Below are 17524 nucleotides of genomic sequence, written 5' to 3' on the forward strand. Positions count from 1 at the left end.
CCTTTGGCGAGTTCAAATTGCCGATCAGTCGACTGCGGATGAGGCCATTTTAGGGCGCAATGTATCTGTGCCGCTGGTTCCTGATATGGGGTGGTTTCATGACGGTTGCGCTGGATGGGGCGCAGTGGAGCGGGTAAACTTGCACACCCACTTTCCCTTGCGCATCAAATCGGGTTAAACCTGCTGCAAACACAACCGATCTGCGGATATTGATGACGACCTACGCCCCATTCCTTGCCCTTGGCTGGCTTCTGGCGCTCAATCTCACCTCGATGATTGCCGGGCCCTATTTCAACCGGGTGCTGTTTTACATCTTCTTTCTGTCACTTGGCCCTGTCGGCTATGTGCTGGGGCAGGCCTATGGCGGTTTGGTGCTGGCGATATTTTATTTCATCGTTGCCTGGCAGTTGCGCAATGTGCTGCGCTATATGGGCCGCATGATTGGCCGCGCGCTTGGCATGGATTTTCCGCCCGAACTGGATGACGCGGAAGCCCGCGCCCGCTGGCAGCGCCACAGATGATTGAAAACCTGCCCCAAACGCGTGGTCGCCTGCTGGCCAACCGCCCGCTGGCCGATCTGAGCTGGCTGCGCGTGGGCGGGCCGGCCGAGGTGCTGTTCACCCCCGCAGACGAGGATGATCTGGCGCAGTTTCTGGCCGCCTTGTCTGGCGAAATTCCGGTCTTTGCCATTGGTGTCTGCTCGAACCTGATCATCCGGTCGGGCGGTATCAAAGGCGTGGTCATCCGGCTTGCGCGCGGTTTCAACGGGGTCGAGATTTTGCCCGATGGCCGCATTCGCGCGGGCGCTGCCGCGCTTGATGCGATGGTCGCCAAACGCGCCGCCGAGGCGGGGTATGACCTTGCCTTTCTGCGCACGATCCCCGGCACAATCGGCGGGGCGGTGGCCATGAATGCGGGCTGTTATGGCAGCTATATGGCCGATATCTGCGAAAGCATCCGCGTGGTGCTGCGCACTGGCGAGCGGTGCGACATTCCAGCGGCGCGGCTCGATTTCGGCTATCGCCATGCCGACCTGCCCGAAGGGGCGGTGGTTGTGTCGGCCCTGCTTCGCGCACCCAAAGGCGCGCCCGCCGCCATTGTGGCAAAAATGGAGGCCGCATTGGAAAGCCGCGCCGCCACCCAGCCGGTTGAAGACCGCTCCTGCGGGTCGACTTTCCGCAACCCTGCCGGGTTTTCCTCTACCGGGCAGGCCGATGATGTGCATGATTTGAAGGCATGGAAGCTGATTGACGATGCCGGTTTGCGCGGATTTACGCTTGGCGGCGCACAAATGTCGCCCAAACACCCGAATTTCCTGATAAACGCAAATAGCGCCACCCCCGAAGATTTGGAAAATTTGGGCGAATTGGTGCGAAAAAAGGTTTTCGATTCAAGCGGTATCACGTTACAGTGGGAAATAAGGCGCGTCGGAGAACGCGTTTTATAAAACGAACACCCCAATAAGCCGCAAAGGCATGGGGGCTAGAGGCGGTGATGTCGAGCAGGACAGCAAACCGCATCGCAGTGCTAATGGGTGGCTTTTCGGCTGAACGCGCCGTTTCGCTGTCATCCGGCAAGGAATGTGCCGCCGCACTGCGGGGCGAAGGGTATGAGGTCGTCGAGATTGACGCTGGCAATGATTTGCCCGCGCAATTGGCCCATGCCAAACCCGATGTCGCCTTTAACGCGCTGCATGGCCGTTGGGGCGAAGATGGCTGCGTGCAGGGCCTGCTGGAATGGCTGCGCATTCCTTACACGCATTCCGGCGTTCTGGCCTCGGCGCTGGCAATGGACAAGGCGCGCAGCAAGGCGGTGTATCGCCGGGTGGGCCTGCCGGTGGCCGAAAGCCTGCTGGTGCCCGCTGCCGCGGTGCAGGCGGGCCATCCGATGAAGCCGCCTTATGTGGTGAAACCCTATAACGAAGGCTCGTCGGTTGGCGTTTACATTGTGCATGAAAGCGCCAATGGCCCGGCGCAGCTTTCCGGCGACATGCCCGAAACCCTGATGGTTGAAGCCTTTGTGCCCGGGCGCGAGATGACCGCCTCGGTTTTGGGCGACCGCCCGCTTGGTGTGACCGATATCATTGCCGATGGCTGGTATGACTACCATGCGAAATACAGCGTCGGCGGCTCGCGCCATGTGATGCCTGCCGATATTCCTGCCGATGTTTATGCCGCCTGCGAAGATTACGCATTGCGCGCGCATGAGGCACTGGGCTGCCGCGGGCTGAGCCGGACCGATTTTCGTTGGGATGAAAGCCGCGGGCGCAACGGGCTGTTCCTGCTGGAAACCAACACCCAACCCGGCATGACGCCAACTTCGCTTGCACCCGAACAGGCTGCATTTCATGGCATGTCCTTCGGTGCGCTCTGCCGTTGGCTGGTGGAGGATGCCTCATGTTTGCGCTAGTTCCCACGCGCCACGACCCGGCGCCATCACGCATCCGCTACCGCTTGCAGCGGCTTTGGCTGACCCAGCGCTTTCGCTGGTTCCTGCGCCGCGGCCTGCCGATTGGCATTCTGGTTGCGGTGGTTGCCGGTGTCATAAACGACGGGCGCGTGCAGGCCTGGATTGGTGCGCAAACCGCCGCCCTGCGCGATACGGTTGCCGAACGGCCCGAAATGCAGATCGCCTCTATGACCATTTCCAATGCCAGCCCTGATCTGACCGCGCAGATCGCCGCGATACTTGAGATGGATCTGCCGATTTCGGCGCTCGATCTCGACCTTGCCGGGCTGCGCGCCCAGGTTGAAAGCCTGGATGCCGTCAAATCGGCTACATTGCGGCTTGGTGCGCAGAACAGCTTGCAGATAGAGGTGGTCGAGCGCCGCCCCGTCATTTTGTGGCGCAAGGGCGACGTGCTGGAAATGCTCGATGAAACCGGCGCGCGCGTGGCCTTTGTGCCGGCGCGCGGTGCCCAGCCCGACCTGCCCGTCGTGGCGGGCGAGGCGGCGGATGCGGCGGTTGAAGATGCGCTGCGTCTTTTGCGCGTCGCAGCACCTTTGGGTGCGCGGATGCGTGGCCTTGTGCGGGTGGGTGCGCGGCGCTGGAACGTGGTGCTGGACCGCGACCAGACCATCATGCTGCCTGAATCCGGCGCAGCCGATGCCTTGCGCCAGGTCATCGCGCTTCAGGCCAGCGAGGCGCTGCTGGACCGCGACATTTCTGTAGTTGATATGCGTAATGCCGACCGCCCCATACTGCGGCTAAACCCTGACGCGCTGCAATCCTTGCGGGATGCGCGCGCCACAGCACGGGATGATGCGATATGACCCCCAATCTTTTTGAAATTCAGCGCGAAATGCGCCAGCGCCGTGAAAATGCCGTGCGCCGGGGCACGGTGGCCATTCTGGATATCGGCACCAGCAAGGTGGCCTGCCTCATCCTGCAATTCGCCCCTGAAATGCACGACGAGCGTGGCGCAGCGCAGCCCGATATAAACCTGCCCGCAATGGGCGCATTCCGGGTTGTCGGGGTCAAGACCACACGTTCGCGCGGGGTCAAGTTCGGCGAAATCACCGATATGGTGGAAACCGAGCGCGCCATTCGCACCGTGGTGCAGGGCGCACAGAAAATGGCCGGCCAGCGGGTTGACCATGTGATTGTTTGCATGAGCGGCGGGCGGCCACGTTCCTACGGGCTGGATGGCGAGATCGAGGTCGAGAACGGCGAAGTGACCGAGCGTGATATCGGCCATGTGCTGGCGGCTTGCGATGTGCCGCCCTATGGCCACGACCGCGAAGTCATCCACGCGATGCCGGTCAATTTCAGCCTTGACCACCGCACAGGCCTGTCTGATCCGCGCGGCCAGATCGGCTTTCGGCTGGCGGTCGATCTGCACATGCTCACCGTGGCGGGCAACCCCGTGCATAACCTGCTTCAAGTCATCCGCCGCTGCGATCTGGAACTTGCCGGGCTTGCCTTTTCGGGCTTTGCCAGCGGCATTTCGGCACTTGTAGAGGATGAGCAGGAGCTTGGCGCCGCCGTGGTCGATATGGGCGGGGGCAGCACCGGGCTTTCGGTATTCATCAAAAAGCAGCTCATCTATGCCGATGCCGTGCGCCTTGGTGGTGATCAGGTCACCAGCGATATTTCGCATGGGCTACAGGTGCAGTTCGATGTGGCCGAGCGCATCAAAACCCTGCATGGCGGGCTTGTGGCGACCGGCGCCGATGACCGTGACCAGATCGAATTGCCCAACCCGATGGCGCAGTGGGAAAACGACCGGCGCACGGTTTCACGTTCGGAACTTATTGGCGTGATGCGCCCGCGGGTCGAGGAAATACTGGAAGAGGTGCGCGACCGTCTCGATGCGTCGGGCTTTGAGCATCTGCCAAGCCAGCGCATTGTGCTGACGGGTGGCGCAAGCCAGGTGCCGGGGATGGACCATATGGCCAGCCGCATTCTGGGCCGGCAGGTGCGCATCGGGCGGCCCTTGCGCGTGCAGGGCCTGCCGCAGGCCGCAACGGGCGCGGCCTTTTCCGCAGCCGTGGGTCTGGCGCTTCATGCCAGCCATCCTTCCGATGAATGTTGGGATTTTGAAGTGCCAGCCGACCGGCTTGGCGCGCGGCGCATCCGGCGCGCAATGCGCTGGTTTCGCGATAATTGGTAGTATTTCATGCAAGAACTGGCGTGGGGACTTGCGAAATATCGCTTATCTGGTAGTTTTCCACAAGATATTGTGGATAAATGGTTGAATAACGCGTGACCGAGATTCGTCTATGGGTTACATTGTCGAATCAACACCTTAGCAACGACAGTCCGAACATGGGCGCACAACAAATACAGGCGGACAGAAAATGGCTTTGAATCTTCGTATGCCGGAATCCCAGGAACTCAAGCCGAAGATCACGGTCTTTGGCGTTGGCGGGGCGGGCGGCAATGCAGTCAACAACATGATCGCAAAATCGCTCGAAGGCGCGGATTTCGTGGTCGCAAACACCGATGCCCAGGCACTGAGCCAGTCTGAAGCGCCCAAAAAAGTGCAGCTTGGTGCCCGCGTCACCGAAGGGCTGGGCGCAGGGGCCCGCCCCGAGGTGGGGGCCGCGGCCGCCGAGGAAAGCCTTGAAGAAATTCTGGACCATCTGGCCGGCAGCCATATGTGTTTCATCACCGCCGGCATGGGCGGCGGCACGGGCACCGGCGCTGCGCCGATCATCGCGCAGGCCGCGCGTGAACTTGGTGTGCTGACAGTTGGTGTTGTGACCAAACCCTTCCAGTTTGAAGGTGCCTCGCGTATGCGCAAGGCCGAAGAAGGCGTCGCTGCGCTGCAAAAGGTTGTTGATACGCTGATCGTCATCCCCAACCAGAACCTGTTCCGCCTTGCCAATGAAAAAACCACATTTACCGAGGCGTTCAGCCTGGCCGACGATGTGCTGTATCAGGGCGTCAAGGGTGTGACCGACCTTATGGTGCGCCCCGGTATCATCAACCTCGACTTTGCCGATGTGCGTTCCGTGATGGACGAAATGGGCAAGGCGATGATGGGCACCGGCGAAGCCTCGGGCGAGAACCGCGCCATTCAGGCCGCCGAAAAAGCCATTGCCAACCCGCTGCTTGACGAGATCAGTCTGCGCGGCGCGCGCGGTGTGCTGATTAACATCACAGGCTCGGCCGATATGACCCTGTTCGAGCTGGACGAAGCCGCCAACCGCATCCGCGAAGAGGTGGATCCGGACGCGAATATCATCGTCGGCTCGACACTCGATCCTTCGATGGAAGGTGTGCTGCGCGTGTCGGTTGTGGCCACGGGCATCGATGTGGTCGAAGACCAGCGCGCCGTGCCCCAGCAGCGCCGCAGCTTCAGCGAGCCGGTTGCAGCCGCAGCGCCTGAACCCGTTGAGCAGGTCGAAGACGACGTTGAAATCGCCGCTGAAGCCCCGCAAGAGGAAGAGGCTATTTTCACGCCCGCCCCCGCGGCTGCGGCTCCGATGACAGCGCGCCCGGCGCCGCTTCAAATGTCGGCCGAGCATGAGGTGCAGGCCGAACCTGCCGCACCGATGGCCGCAAAAACTGCGCAACCGTCGCAGGAAACCCTGCTGCGCTTGCGTGCCGCCGTGCAGAACCGCCCCGACCCGACGGCCAAGCAGCCCGAAGGCGAAGGCAGCGCCGCTGGTGAAAAACATCCGCGCTTTGCGCTCAACAACCTCATCAACCGCATGACCGGCAGCGCGCAGCGCGACGAGCGGCCAACCAGCCAGCCGCAGGTCAGGGCACCCATCCCCACGGCCACGGTTTCGGCCCCAGTAGCCCCCGCCGCCCCGCAGGTGAACGACCAGGCCAGCTATGAGGATGACGAGCGGGAGCGTGTTGAAATTCCAGCGTTTTTGCGCCGCCAAGCCAATTAGACGACCCTCCTCCAAGACTTCAGGGCGCCCCGTTTGGGCGCCCTTTTCTTTGGTTGTCATATTATTGCAATAATGAGTCACAAAAGGTGACGGGCACCGGGGTTATGGCGCGCGCGCATATGTTCTATACATCGGCCGGAACGACGCAGAAAAGTGGCGCAGAACAGTCTGGCGCGAAATTTGCGCATAACCCGGCAGGACGACAGATGCAGCACACATTGAAACGCACAGTGTCATTGATTGGCACCGGACTGCATTCCGGTCGTGCCGTGCGCATGGCGCTTCATCCGGCCGGGGTTGATGCGGGCATCAGCTTTTCTCGCACCGATATCCGCCAGCGCAACGCGCATGTGCGCGCCCTTTGGAATATGGTGAACGATACCGGCCTTTGCACGCGTATCGCCAATGAAGATGGCGTTGAAGTTTCGACCATCGAACACCTTATGGCCGCCTTTGCCGGGCTTGGCCTGAGCAATGTGCGTGTTGAGCTTGACGGGCCGGAAGTGCCGATCATGGATGGCAGCGCGCGGCGATTTGTGGCCGAAATCCTGGCCGCCGGCCTTGTGGCGCAGCAAGCGCCTGCAAGGGTGATGCAGGTCATGCAGACCGTGCGCGTTGAACAGGGCAGCGCCTGGGCCGAGCTTTCGCCGGCAGAATCTTTCGAAATCGACTTCGAGATCGAATTTGCGGGCACGATCATCGGTCGTCAGGCGCGCAAGCTCGACATGCAGAACGGCACTTTTGTGCGCGAACTGGCCGATTGCCGCACCTTCTGCCGCCGTCAGGATGTTGACGCCATGCACGCCCGTGGCCTTGCGCGCGGCGGCAATCATGACAATGCGCTTGTCATCAACGGCATGGAATATGAAAACCCCGAAGGCCCGCGCCGCCTTGATGAATGCGTGCGCCACAAAATGCTCGACGCTTTGGGCGATCTGGCACTGGCGGGCGGGCCGCTTTTGGGGCGCTATCGCGGTGTGCGCGCCGGGCATGGGCTGACAAACCAGCTTTTGCGCCGGGCTTTTGCCACGCCGGGCGCGCTTTTGCCCGTGCTGGCCGATACAAACCTGCAAGCGCGCTTGCCCGGCAGCGGGCTAAACCGCGCCGATCTTGCGCGGGTTGGCTAAAAAACACCAATTTCCGTTTTTCACCGCCAAGGAATGTGTTAGTCAATCGACAGACACAGGCAGAAGGGTCGGGTTATGGTAAGTGTGATGATGCGCCGAATGGGATTGGTGGCGCTGATCGTTCTTGTAGCGGCCTGCGGTGGCCGCGCGATTGGCGATCTTGTTGATGATTCCACCCCCGCAAGCGAGATTATCGGTTTGGCACAGGCAGAACTGGCGCGTGGCCGTGAAAAACGCGCCGCCGACCTGTTCATGGAGGTGGAGCGTTTGCACCCCTTCACCGCCGAAAGCCGCTTTGCCCTGGTCGAGGCCGCAAAAGCCTATCATGATGCGCGGATGCTCATTGAAAGCCGCGCCGCGGCGAGCCGTTATCTCGATTACTACCCGCGCGACGAATACTCGGCGCTGGCGCAATATCTGGTGGCCCTGTCCTATTATGACCAGATCGTCGATATCCAGCGCGATCAGGGCAATACATTCCAGGCGCTCATGGCGCTGCGCGATGTGATGGAAAACTTCCCCGGCACCGAATATGCCGACCTGGCCGCGCCCAAATTCCAGACAGCACTGAACCAATTGGCCGGCAAAGAGGTTGATGTGGGCCGCTGGTATCTGCGCCAGCGCCAGTATACTTCGGCCATCGGGCGGTTTACCGCCGTGGTGGAAGATTACGGCGACACGCCGCACCGCCCCGAAGCATTGCACCGTTTGGTAGAGGCCTATCTGTCGCTTGGTCTTGATGGGCAGGCCGCTGCGGCCGCGGCGCAACTGGCCGCCGAATACCCCGAAAGCAGCTGGAACGCAGCCGCGCAATCACTGCTGACCACCGGGCGGCAGCCGAATGCGGGCGGCCGGTTCCGTTACTGACGGATGCTGCTTCAGCTCGTCATCCGTGATGTGTTGTTGATTGACCGGGTTGAACTTGCATTTCAGCCCGGTCTCAACGTGCTGACGGGTGAAACCGGGGCAGGCAAATCCATTCTGCTCGACTCGCTTGGCTTTGTGTTGGGCTGGCGTGGCCGCGCCGATGTCGTGCGCCAGGGGGCCGAGCAGGGCGAGGTAACGGCCGAATTCGCCCTAAGTGCCGACCACCCCGCGCAGGCCATTCTGGATGAGGCGGGCCTGCCGGGGGGCGATATGCTGTTGCTGCGCCGCGTCGCCGGGCGCGATGGCCGCAAGCGGGCCTGGGTCAACGACCGGCCCGTAAGTGGCGAGGTTTTGCGCAGCCTGTCCGATGTTCTGGTCGAACTCCACGGCCAGCATGATGACCGTGGCCTGCTTGATGCGCGCGGCCATATGGGCCTGCTCGACAGTTTCGCGCAGAACGATGCGCAGCTTGAGGCGACCCGCGCCGCCTGGCGCCAGCTTGCCAGCCTTCGCAGCGCCATTGCCAAGGCGCTGGCCGCGCAGGACGCCGCCGCGCGCGACAAAGACTTTCTGACCCATGCCGTGGCCGAGCTTGACCAGTTTGCCCCCGAAACCGGCGAGGATGAGGCGCTGGACACCCGCCGCCGCCTGATGCAGGCCGCGCAGCGCATTCGTGAAGACGTGGCCAAGGCCGCCAATGCCATGTCGCATGAAGGGGCCGAAGGCGCGATGGGCGATGCCTTGCGCTGGCTGGAAGATGTCGCCCCCAAAGCCGAAGGCCTGCTCGATGGCGCGATCGACGCGCTTGGCCGCGCGCTCAACGAGCTTGGCGAGGCACAGTCCGAGGTTGAGCGCGCGCTCGACCGCCTGCTGGCCGACCCGGATGATCTCGACCTGGTCGAAGAGCGGCTGTTTGCCTTGCGTGCCCTCGCGCGCAAACATCAGGTGGCCCCGAATGACCTGGCCGGGCTGGCCGATGAATTGCGCGCGCGGCTTGGGGCCATCACCAGTGGCGCGGAAAACTTGGCAAGGCTGAAGGCCGACGCCATCAGGGCCGAAGAGGCATTTCAAACGCAGGCCGGGGCGCTGACGGCCGCGCGCCAGAAGGCCGCCAAGAAGCTCGATGCCGCAATGGCTGCCGAGCTTGCCTCGCTGAAGCTGGAACAGGCGCGGTTTTCCACCGCGATCGGTGAAGCCACGGCGGGGCCGGACGGGGTCGATTCCGTCAGCTTCGTGGTGGCCACCAATCCCGGCGCCCCGGCCGGGCCGATTGACCGTATCGCCTCGGGCGGCGAGCTTTCGCGGTTCTTGCTGGCGCTTAAGGTCTGCCTGTCGGCGCGCAGCTCTGGCTTGACGATGATCTTTGACGAGATCGACCGCGGCGTGGGCGGCGCGACCGCCGATGCGGTGGGCCGCCGGCTGGCCGCCGTTGCCGCAAGAAGCCAGGTGCTGGTGGTGACGCATTCACCGCAGGTGGCCGCGCAGGGCGCGCATCATTGGCGCGTGGAAAAGGCCGTGCAGAAGGGGCAAACCGAAACCCGCGTGCGCCCGCTTGATGCGCCGGAACGGGTAGACGAGATTGCCCGTATGCTGGCGGGTGACAGCATTACCGACGCCGCGCGCGCCGCCGCACAATCGCTGCTCGCTTCGCGCACAGCATCTTGATTTATATCAACGCAGCCAACACATGAAGGGTGTGATATAAGCAAACAGAATGGAGTTTGCCGATGAACCCGCATAGTGACCGCCGCGCAGCACTTGAAAACCGCCTCAAAGAGCTGAACTGGAAGCTTGTCGAGATAGAGGACGCGCTGGATGAAACCCCCAGCGCCGATTCCGAGGAACGCGCGGTCGAGCGTGAGGATGACGAGGTTCTGGAAGGGATCGGCGCGGCCAGTCAGGCTGAAATCCGCATGATCAACGCCGCCCTTGCGCGCATTGAAAGCGGGGATTACGGCATTTGCACCATCTGCGGCGAAGACATAGCCGAAGCCCGGCTTGACCTTGTCCCGCATACGCCATTTTGTAAAAACTGCGCCCCATAGGAGAGTTTATGTCATTTGAATCGCTCAAGGCCCGCATTGCCATGTTCATGGACGAGGCCACCAGCACCCCGCATGACGGCCATGAATTGCTGGAGCGTTTGCAAGAAGAGCTGGCCGGGCTGCGCGGCATGGGAATGCCGGTGCCAGATGATCTGGCGGCGCTCGAAAAATCGCTTGCGGCCACAATGGCGCGCCGCCCCGCGCGCCCCAAACCCCCAACCGAAAGCTAGTTGCCCGGCAGCAGCTTGCCGGGGTTCATGATGTTTTGCGGGTCCAAGCTTGCCTTGATCTTGCGCATCACATCCAGCGCGGGGCCATGCTCGGCCTCCATATAGGCAGTCTTGCCCATGCCAATTCCGTGTTCGCCGCTGATCGTGCCGCCAAGCGACAGAGCCAGACCGTTCAAACGGTTGGAAAATTCCTGGGCGCGGGCCATCTCGTCGGGGTTGTCATGGTCAACCGAAATGCCGCAGTGAAAATTGCCATCGCCCACATGCCCGACCATTGAAACGGTCAGGCCAAGCGCGGTCGCATCGGCGCGGGCTTTGGCCACAGCCTCGGCCAGCATGGAAATCGGCACGCAGATATCGGTGTTTTTTACCCGCGCGCCGGGGCGGTGTGCCTTTTGCGCGTAATAGGCATTGTGGCGCATTTTCCATAGCCGGCTGCGGTCTTCGGCCAGATGCGCCCATTCAAAGCCTTCGGCCCCAAACGTGTTGGCGATCTCACCGAAAGCAGCCGCCTGTTCCTGCACGTTGGCTTTCGAGCCGTTGAATTCCACAAACAAATGCGGCATTTCGGGCAGGTTTACCCCCGCATGAAGGTTGAAGCCGCGCGCCATCATCTCGTCTACAAATTCAATCCGCGCCATCGGAATGTTGGATTGGATGGTCGTGATCACGGTATTCACCGCATCTTCAAAACTGGCAAAGCGGCAGGTGGCGGCGCTGGTCGCCTCGGGTATGGCCTGTAATTTCAGCGTGAGTTCGGTGATGATGCCAAGCGTGCCTTCCGAGCCGACGAACAGATGCGTCAGGTCATAGCCGCTGGATGATTTGCGCGCCCGCGTGCCGGTGCGGATGATCTGGCCATCGGCCATGACCACCTCCAGCGCCAGCACAGAGTCGCGCATCGTGCCATAGCGCACGGCGGCTGTGCCGCTGGCGCGGGTGGCCGCCATACCGCCAAGGCTGGCATTCGCGCCGGGGTCGATGGGAAAGAACAGGCCGGTGGCGCGCAACTCGGTGTTCAATGCCTCGCGCGTGACACCGGGTTGCACGGTGCAGTCGAGGTCTTCGGCATGAACGGCCAGCACCTTGTCCATGCGCATCAGATCGACCACCACGCCACCGCGCGCGGCAAGCTGGTGGCCTTCAAGCGCGGTGCCGGTGCCATAGGCAACCACAGGGCAATCATGCGTGGCACAAATTTTCACAATCTGCGACACCTCGGCCGTGCTGGTGGGGAAGGCCACCGCATCGGGCGGGGTCACGGGGAAATAGGCCTCGTTCTGGCCATGCTGGTCCATTATGGCGGAATTGGTGGAAAGCCGGGTGCCCAACAGGTTGCGCAGGGCTTCAATCGCTGTATCAATGCTCATTCATGCGTCTCCGATGCGCCGGCACGGTAGCGCGCAAATTACGCAAGTAAAAGGGTGTGGATGGCTGAGGCCGAAAAAGACCAGACCGATGCGCCCGCCCCGAAAGGGCGGTTGGCGCGGCTGCGGGCCGGGCTGGGGGCGGGTGCGGTGCAAACCGGCGCGGTTTTGGCGCGCTGGCGGCGGGCCATCGGGGCCGAGCTGCGCGCCGGGCTGACCACCATTCGCCTGAAAGGGCCGGGGCAGGTGCAGTTCTGGCTGATCGCGCTGGTGATCGGCATTGTCGCCGGGCTGGCGGCCATCGGCTTTCGTGTCTCCATTCTGGCCCTGCAAGAGCTGTTTTACGGCGTCGATGACTTCACCCTTGCCAGCCATCTGGCCGAGCTTCATTGGGGCTGGGTGGTTGCCATTCCCATTCTGGGCGGGCTGGCGGTGGGGCTGATCCTGCACAGATTCACCCCCGATGGCCGTGCCCAGAACCTGGCCTCGGTGATCGAGGGTGCGGCTTTGCGCGACGGGCGGGTTCAAAAACGGGTGGGGCTCGCCTCGACCCTCGCCTCGCTCATCACGCTTTCAACCGGCGGCTCCAGCGGGCGCGAAGGGCCGGTCGTGCATCTGGGGGCGGTCATTTCAAGCTGGGTGTCCAATGTCATCCATGCCGATGGCATTACCGCGCGCGACCTGATGGGCTGCGCCGTGGCGGCGGCTGTTTCCGCCAGCTTCAACGCCCCCATTGCCGGTGCGCTGTTCGCGCTAGAGGTTGTGCTGCGCCATTTCGCCGTTCACGCCTTTGCGCCCATAGTCATAGCCTCGGTTGCCGGCACGGTGGTCAGCCGGTTGCAAATGGGCAATGTGACCGAGTTCATTTTGCCGGTGAACATGCTGGGTTTCTACGAAGAGCTGCCCGCCTTTACCATTCTTGGCCTGCTTTGCGGCTTTGTGGCATATGCGATGATGCGCGCGATCTTCATTGCCGAAGATGCGGGCGACTATGTGGCGCGCATTACCCGTATGCCGAAATGGCTGCGCCCGGCTGTGGCGGGGGCCCTGCTTGGCGGAATTGCCATTTCCTATCCGCATATCATTGGTGTGGGCTATGAAACCACCGAAGCCGCGCTGACCGGCAACCTGTTGCTTTGGGAGGCGATAGTTTTCGCCATAACGAAATGCATTGCCGTGGCCATTACCTTTGCCGGGCGCATGGGGGGCGGGATATTCTCGCCCTCGCTGATGATGGGGGCGCTGACCGGGCTGGCCTTCGGGGCGGTGGCAACCACAATCTTCCCCGGCGTTTCAGGCACCGAAACGCTTTACGCGCTGGCGGGCATGGGGGCGGTGGCGGCGGCCGTGCTTGGGGCGCCAATTTCCACCACATTGATCGTGTTTGAACTGACGGGCGATTGGCAGGCCGGGATTGCGGTGATGGTGACCGTCTCGCTTGCCTCGGCCCTTGCCAGCCGTCTGGTGCATCGCTCCTTCTTTCTGACGCAGCTCGAGCGCAGTGGCGTGCATCTGGCAGGCGGGCCGCAAGACTATCTGCCCGCCACAATTTCGGCGGGCCGCCTGATGCGCGCGCTGGGGGCCGATAACGGCCCGTCTGAAAGCCAGTTGAGCGATCTGGTGGCGCAAGGCGTGTTCGTGGCCCCCAATGACACGCTTGAAAAGGCGCTGCCATTGCTCGACAAGGTCGGCCTCTTACCCGTTGTGCGGCAAGCCGCCGATGGGAGCGGGCCGGAAATTCTGGGTGCGGTTTACCATGTCGATGCGTTGAAAGCCTATGCCCGCGCCTTGGCTGAAACGGCGCGCGAAGAACATTCCTGACGCGGCGCGACAAGGGCAGTTTGCCTGAAGCCTTGCGCCCGCGCCGCCCTGCACCCATAGTGCCCCGACGAGCATTCAGAGGCATTCATCATGGATAAACCACTCAATTTCGGCGTGTTGGGCGCATCGCATTTTGCCGCAAGCGCAATGGCACCGGCCATTCATGCCGCACAGGGCGCACGCCTTGCCGCCCTTGCCAGCCAGAACCCCGCCAATATTGCGAAATTCACCGGCTTCTGCCCCGATTTGCGCGTGCATGACAGTTATGAAGCCCTGCTCGCCGACCCTGAGATTGACGCCGTTTACATCCCGCTGCCCAACCACCTGCATGTCGAATGGGCGCTCAAGGCCAATGCGGCGGGCAAGCATGTGCTGTGCGAAAAGCCGATCGCGCTGCGGGCCACGGAAATTGACCAGCTCATCGCCGCGCGCGATACCAGCGGGCTGCAACTGGCCGAGGCCTATATGATCGTCCACCATCCGCAATGGCAGCGCGCGCGGGCGCTGCTGGGTGAGGGCATGATTGGTGAAATCCGGCATGTCGACGGGGTGTTCAGCTATTTCAACGCCGATGCCGCCAATATCCGCAACCGCCCGGAAACCGGCGGCGGGGCGCTGCGCGACATCGGTGTCTATCCGTTTGGCGCGGCGCGCTGGATGCTGGGGGCGGAGCCAGAGTCCATTGCCCATGCGATGCTGCATATCGAGAACGGTGTCGATACCACCGCGCATGTCAGTGCCGAATTTGGTGGCGCAAGCTTCAGCGCAATGGTGTCGATGCGCATGGCCAACCGGCAGGCGATGGTGTTTCACGGCACAAAGGGCGTGATGAGCTTGCAAACACCGTTCAATGCGGGGGTGTTTGACCTTGCACAGATCGAACTGTCCTTGCCCGACAACCGCCGCGTTGTGGAACGTTTTCCGGCAGTCAACCAATATGTGCTGCAGGTGCAGGCCTTTTGCGATGCCGCGCGCAATGGCACGGCTTATGCCTGGCCGCTGGAACAGGCGCGCGGCACGCAGGCCATGCTTGAAATGGTGTTCGCGGCGGCGGCTGGCTAGATCTGTTCCGGGTCGTCTGGCAGGGTCAGTGTGCCATCGGCGTTGAGCGGCCAGAACGGGTTCATCGCCAGTTCCCAGACATGGCCATCGGGGTCGGCGTAATAGCCGGAATAGCCGCCCCAGAACACCTCCTCCGGGGCTTTGAGCGCGCGCGCGCCAGCCGCCAGTGCAGTTGCAAAGGCGGTATCGACCTCTGCCCTGGTGCTGAAATTCTGCGCAAGGCTCATTGCGCCCGTGCCAAGTGCTGCGCCCTTGCGACCCTGGTCTTCAGCCAGGGCCGCGCGGCCAAACAGCCCCAGAACCGCGCCCTGCATCTGGAAAAACACAACAGATTCAAGTGCGCGCGCCTCGACCCAGCCAAGCGCGTTGTAAAACGCCTTGGCGCGGGGCAGGTCATCGACCCCCAGCGTGATCAGGGTTACGCGCTGCGGGGTCATGCTCATATCCGCTCGACCGTGACCTTGTCATCATAGAATGACAGCATTCCGGCAATGGCTTCGGCGCCGGGCAGCGGGGATTCATAGCTCCAGGCCACGTCCTTGATGACCATGCTTTTGCTGACAATCGAAAAATAGCTGGCCGTGCCTTTCAGATGGCATTGCGTAACCGTTTCCGACGGGTCCAGAAACTCCATCGCAATATCGGCGCGGGGCAGATACAGCCGTGGTTCGGGCCCGTCATCATAAAGCCAGACGGCATTGTCGGTTTCACCGATTACCGCGCCACCACCGCGCAGCACATAATGGCCCGGTGCGGGTTCAATCCGTAAAGCGTCTGTCATAAGGCCTCCTGGCTTGGATGTTTGGGTATATCACGAAATCGGCGCGCAGGCATCGCGCAGCCAGTTTTGGCAAGCGGTGCTGACCAGCGGGCCGATTTCGGCCAATACGCGGGCATGATAGCCGTTCAGCCAGTCAAGCTGGGCAGAATTCAGCAGGGCCGCGTCAATCAGTCGCCGATCAATGGGCGCAAGCGTCAGGGTTTCAAAGCCGTGCATGGGCCTGTCGCCCCCCTCAATCGCCTCGGCGGGCAGGGTGGCCATCAGGTTTTCGAGCCGGATGCCAAACGCCCCTTCGCGGTAATAGCCCGGCTCGTTGGACAGCACGACACCGGCTTCAATGGGTGTTGTGGCGCGGCGGGCCAGCCCGTGCGGGCCTTCATGCACACCCAGATAGGCACCCACCCCATGCCCGGTGCCGTGGTCATAATCCTGCCCGGCGACCCAAAGCGCCGCCCGCGCCAGCACATCAAGATGCGCCCCGGCAATCCCTTCGGGAAAGCGGATGCGTGACATGTCGATCATGCCGGCCAGCACGCGCGTGAAGGGGGCAACAGCCTCGGGCGGGGCGGTGCCGATGGCCACGGTGCGTGTAATATCGGTGGTGCCATCCAGATATTGCGCGCCGCTATCGACCAAAAGCAGCTCGCCGGGGGTTACGGCACGGTTGGTATCCTCGGTTACGCGATAATGGATGATCGCCCCGTTCGGCCCGGCCCCGCAGATGGTTTCAAAGGAAATATCGGTCATCTGGTTGGATGTAGCGCGGATTGCCTCAAGTTTTGTGACAACGTCAATTTCGGTCAAATCGCCCTTGGTTGCCGTTGACTCGAGCCAGAACAGGAATTCGGCCATTGCCGCCCCGTCGCGCAGATGCGCGGCGCGCAGTCCGGCCAGTTCGGCGGTGTTCTTGCGCGCTTTGGGCAGGCGGCACGGGTCGGTCAGCGGGCGGGGGTGTTCAAGCTGGTCAGAAATCCAGACCGGCGCGCTGGCCATATCCACCCCGACAGGCGCTTCAAGCGCGCGCAGAACCGCGCCAAGATCGGCGGGGGCAATGGGCCGGACCGCCGGGCCGAAATGCGCGGCAAGCGCGGGGGTAATGCGCGCAGGCTCTACGAAAAGATCAACGCTTTCATCGTCATAGGCTATGGCAAAGGCAAGCATGACCGGTGTGCGCGCAATATCGGCCCCGCGGATATTCAGCAGCCAGGCAATCGAATCCGGCAGGCTAAGCACACAGGCCGCCAGGCCTGCCTTGCGCAGACTTTCAGCCAGCGCGGCGCGTTTATCGGCGCTGGCAACCCCCGCAAACTCCAGCGGATGCGGCACGATGGGCGCGGCAGGGCGGGTGGGCTGGTCGGCCCAGATCGCATCAATCGGGTTATCCGGCGCGCCGCTCGCGCTCTGGCATTTCACCAGCTTTGCGCCTTTTGCGGCCAAAACCTCGTCCAGTGCCTTGATCTGGTCGGCAGTGTGCAACATCGGATCATAGCCGATCATTGCACCTTCCGGCGCATGTTCGGCCAGCCAACGGCCACTGGTGGCGGGGGGCACATGCACCGGGGTAAAGACGGTTGTATCGCATTGTGCTATGGCCTGAAGGCGATAGCGGCCATCAACCTCCACCCCGGCCTTGTCGGCCAGCACCAGCCCCAACCCGGCCGAGCCTGTAAACCCCGTGAGCCAGGCCAAACGCTCATCGGCGGGGGCGACGTTCTCGCCCTGATGGGCATCGGCGCGCGGCACCAGAAACCCGTCAAGGCCACGGCGCGCAAGTTCGTTGCGCAGATGTTTCAGCCGTTCGGCCCCCGTATGTGGCGATGTCGAGGCTTCAAAGGTCTGGAACATGGTATCCGGCTTTCTGGTATCACGTGGCATAT

Annotated in this window: 17 protein-coding genes; 13 read left to right on the forward strand and 4 right to left on the reverse strand. The window is 62.4% G+C overall.

Annotated elements, in window-relative coordinates; genetic code table 11:
- The first annotated feature begins 212 nt into the window (after window positions 1-212).
- The 11 genes from LGT41_RS08865 to LGT41_RS08915 all read left to right on the forward strand — a co-directional run bounded on the left by LGT41_RS08865 (window position 213) and on the right by LGT41_RS08915 (window position 10616).
- Window positions 213-521, forward strand: coding sequence for a hypothetical protein (locus LGT41_RS08865; RefSeq protein ID WP_274126514.1), 309 nt, complete (start codon window positions 213-215; stop codon window positions 519-521).
- A complete protein-coding gene (gene murB / locus LGT41_RS08870; protein WP_274126516.1) occupies window positions 518-1447 on the forward strand; it encodes a UDP-N-acetylmuramate dehydrogenase in 930 nt (309 codons plus the stop codon). The genes LGT41_RS08865 and murB overlap by 4 nt, the downstream gene beginning before the upstream one ends.
- Window positions 1448-1494: 47 nt before the next feature.
- Window positions 1495-2409 (forward strand): D-alanine--D-alanine ligase, encoded by a 915-nt coding sequence (locus tag LGT41_RS08875; RefSeq protein ID WP_274126518.1) that lies wholly within the window; start codon window positions 1495-1497, stop codon window positions 2407-2409.
- Complete coding sequence (locus LGT41_RS08880) at window positions 2397-3272, forward strand: cell division protein FtsQ/DivIB (protein ID WP_274126519.1); 876 nt, start codon at window positions 2397-2399, stop codon at window positions 3270-3272. Before LGT41_RS08875 ends, LGT41_RS08880 begins: the two co-directional genes overlap by 13 nt.
- Entirely contained in the window at window positions 3269-4612 is a 1344-nt protein-coding gene (ftsA, locus tag LGT41_RS08885) for a cell division protein FtsA (protein ID WP_274126521.1), read from the forward strand. Before LGT41_RS08880 ends, ftsA begins: the two co-directional genes overlap by 4 nt.
- A gap of 187 nt (window positions 4613-4799) precedes the next feature.
- Window positions 4800-6347, forward strand: a complete 1548-nt coding sequence (gene ftsZ, locus LGT41_RS08890) for a cell division protein FtsZ (protein WP_274126522.1) — start codon at window positions 4800-4802, stop codon at window positions 6345-6347.
- 206 nt (window positions 6348-6553) lie between these two features.
- A complete protein-coding gene (lpxC, locus tag LGT41_RS08895; RefSeq protein WP_274126523.1) occupies window positions 6554-7474 on the forward strand; it encodes a UDP-3-O-acyl-N-acetylglucosamine deacetylase in 921 nt (306 codons plus the stop codon).
- An 87-nt stretch (window positions 7475-7561) separates the two neighbouring features.
- Window positions 7562-8341, forward strand: coding sequence for an outer membrane protein assembly factor BamD (locus LGT41_RS08900; protein WP_274126524.1), 780 nt, complete (start codon window positions 7562-7564; stop codon window positions 8339-8341).
- Window positions 8342-8344: 3 nt separating this feature from the next.
- Window positions 8345-10006, forward strand: coding sequence for a DNA repair protein RecN (gene recN, locus LGT41_RS08905; RefSeq protein ID WP_274126525.1), 1662 nt, complete (start codon window positions 8345-8347; stop codon window positions 10004-10006).
- Window positions 10007-10068: 62 nt separating this feature from the next.
- Window positions 10069-10386: a TraR/DksA family transcriptional regulator gene (locus LGT41_RS08910; RefSeq protein ID WP_274126526.1), complete on the forward strand. Its 318-nt coding sequence runs from the start codon at window positions 10069-10071 to the stop codon at window positions 10384-10386.
- A gap of 8 nt (window positions 10387-10394) precedes the next feature.
- The gene (locus tag LGT41_RS08915) at window positions 10395-10616 is read left to right on the forward strand and encodes a hypothetical protein (RefSeq protein ID WP_274126527.1); all 222 of its coding nucleotides are present in this window, start codon (window positions 10395-10397) and stop codon (window positions 10614-10616) included.
- On the opposite strand, the gene LGT41_RS08920 is transcribed toward LGT41_RS08915, so the two are convergent.
- A complete protein-coding gene (locus LGT41_RS08920) occupies window positions 10613-11986 on the reverse strand; it encodes an FAD-binding oxidoreductase (RefSeq protein WP_274126528.1) in 1374 nt (457 codons plus the stop codon). The two genes, LGT41_RS08915 and LGT41_RS08920, sit on opposite strands and share 4 nt — an antisense overlap.
- 60 nt (window positions 11987-12046) lie before the next feature.
- On the opposite strand from LGT41_RS08920, the gene LGT41_RS08925 reads away from it, so the two are divergent.
- Complete coding sequence (locus tag LGT41_RS08925) at window positions 12047-13804, forward strand: chloride channel protein (protein WP_274126529.1); 1758 nt, start codon at window positions 12047-12049, stop codon at window positions 13802-13804.
- A gap of 90 nt (window positions 13805-13894) precedes the next feature.
- Window positions 13895-14866, forward strand: a complete 972-nt coding sequence (locus LGT41_RS08930) for a Gfo/Idh/MocA family protein (RefSeq protein ID WP_274126530.1) — start codon at window positions 13895-13897, stop codon at window positions 14864-14866.
- Here the strand turns inward: LGT41_RS08930 and LGT41_RS08935 are convergent.
- Genes LGT41_RS08935 through LGT41_RS08945 form a run of 3 tightly spaced genes read right to left on the reverse strand, consistent with a single transcriptional unit; the run spans window position 14863 to window position 17522 of the window.
- Window positions 14863-15303: a VOC family protein gene (locus LGT41_RS08935; protein ID WP_274126531.1), complete on the reverse strand. Its 441-nt coding sequence runs from the start codon at window positions 15301-15303 to the stop codon at window positions 14863-14865. The two genes, LGT41_RS08930 and LGT41_RS08935, sit on opposite strands and share 4 nt — an antisense overlap.
- Window positions 15304-15305: 2 nt before the next feature.
- Window positions 15306-15647, reverse strand: coding sequence for a DUF427 domain-containing protein (locus tag LGT41_RS08940; RefSeq protein WP_274126532.1), 342 nt, complete (start codon window positions 15645-15647; stop codon window positions 15306-15308).
- Window positions 15648-15677: 30 nt separating this feature from the next.
- Window positions 15678-17522 (reverse strand): aminopeptidase P family protein, encoded by a 1845-nt coding sequence (locus tag LGT41_RS08945; protein WP_337993005.1) that lies wholly within the window; start codon window positions 17520-17522, stop codon window positions 15678-15680.
- Window positions 17523-17524: the final 2 nt, after the last annotated feature.

Source organism: Abyssibius alkaniclasticus, assembly GCF_020447305.1.
Lineage (GTDB): Bacteria > Pseudomonadota > Alphaproteobacteria > Rhodobacterales > Rhodobacteraceae > Abyssibius > Abyssibius alkaniclasticus.

Bases quoted from the DNA above. Each gene is read 5' to 3' on its own strand.
- LGT41_RS08865 (WP_274126514.1), top strand. From the start codon at position 213: ATGACGACCTACGCCCCATTCCTTGCCCTTGGCTGGCTTCTGGCGCTC.
- murB (WP_274126516.1), top strand. From the start codon at position 518: ATGATTGAAAACCTGCCCCAAACGCGTGGTCGCCTGCTGGCCAACCGC.
- LGT41_RS08875 (WP_274126518.1), top strand. From the start codon at position 1,495: ATGTCGAGCAGGACAGCAAACCGCATCGCAGTGCTAATGGGTGGCTTT.
- LGT41_RS08880 (WP_274126519.1), top strand. From the start codon at position 2,397: ATGTTTGCGCTAGTTCCCACGCGCCACGACCCGGCGCCATCACGCATC.
- ftsA (WP_274126521.1), top strand. From the start codon at position 3,269: ATGACCCCCAATCTTTTTGAAATTCAGCGCGAAATGCGCCAGCGCCGT.
- ftsZ (WP_274126522.1), top strand. From the start codon at position 4,800: ATGGCTTTGAATCTTCGTATGCCGGAATCCCAGGAACTCAAGCCGAAG.
- lpxC (WP_274126523.1), top strand. From the start codon at position 6,554: ATGCAGCACACATTGAAACGCACAGTGTCATTGATTGGCACCGGACTG.
- LGT41_RS08900 (WP_274126524.1), top strand. From the start codon at position 7,562: ATGATGCGCCGAATGGGATTGGTGGCGCTGATCGTTCTTGTAGCGGCC.
- recN (WP_274126525.1), top strand. From the start codon at position 8,345: ATGCTGCTTCAGCTCGTCATCCGTGATGTGTTGTTGATTGACCGGGTT.
- LGT41_RS08910 (WP_274126526.1), top strand. From the start codon at position 10,069: ATGAACCCGCATAGTGACCGCCGCGCAGCACTTGAAAACCGCCTCAAA.
- LGT41_RS08915 (WP_274126527.1), top strand. From the start codon at position 10,395: ATGTCATTTGAATCGCTCAAGGCCCGCATTGCCATGTTCATGGACGAG.
- LGT41_RS08920 (WP_274126528.1), bottom strand. From the start codon at position 11,986: ATGAGCATTGATACAGCGATTGAAGCCCTGCGCAACCTGTTGGGCACC.
- LGT41_RS08925 (WP_274126529.1), top strand. From the start codon at position 12,047: ATGGCTGAGGCCGAAAAAGACCAGACCGATGCGCCCGCCCCGAAAGGG.
- LGT41_RS08930 (WP_274126530.1), top strand. From the start codon at position 13,895: ATGGATAAACCACTCAATTTCGGCGTGTTGGGCGCATCGCATTTTGCC.
- LGT41_RS08935 (WP_274126531.1), bottom strand. From the start codon at position 15,303: ATGACCCCGCAGCGCGTAACCCTGATCACGCTGGGGGTCGATGACCTG.
- LGT41_RS08940 (WP_274126532.1), bottom strand. From the start codon at position 15,647: ATGACAGACGCTTTACGGATTGAACCCGCACCGGGCCATTATGTGCTG.
- LGT41_RS08945 (WP_337993005.1), bottom strand. From the start codon at position 17,522: ATGCCACGTGATACCAGAAAGCCGGATACCATGTTCCAGACCTTTGAA.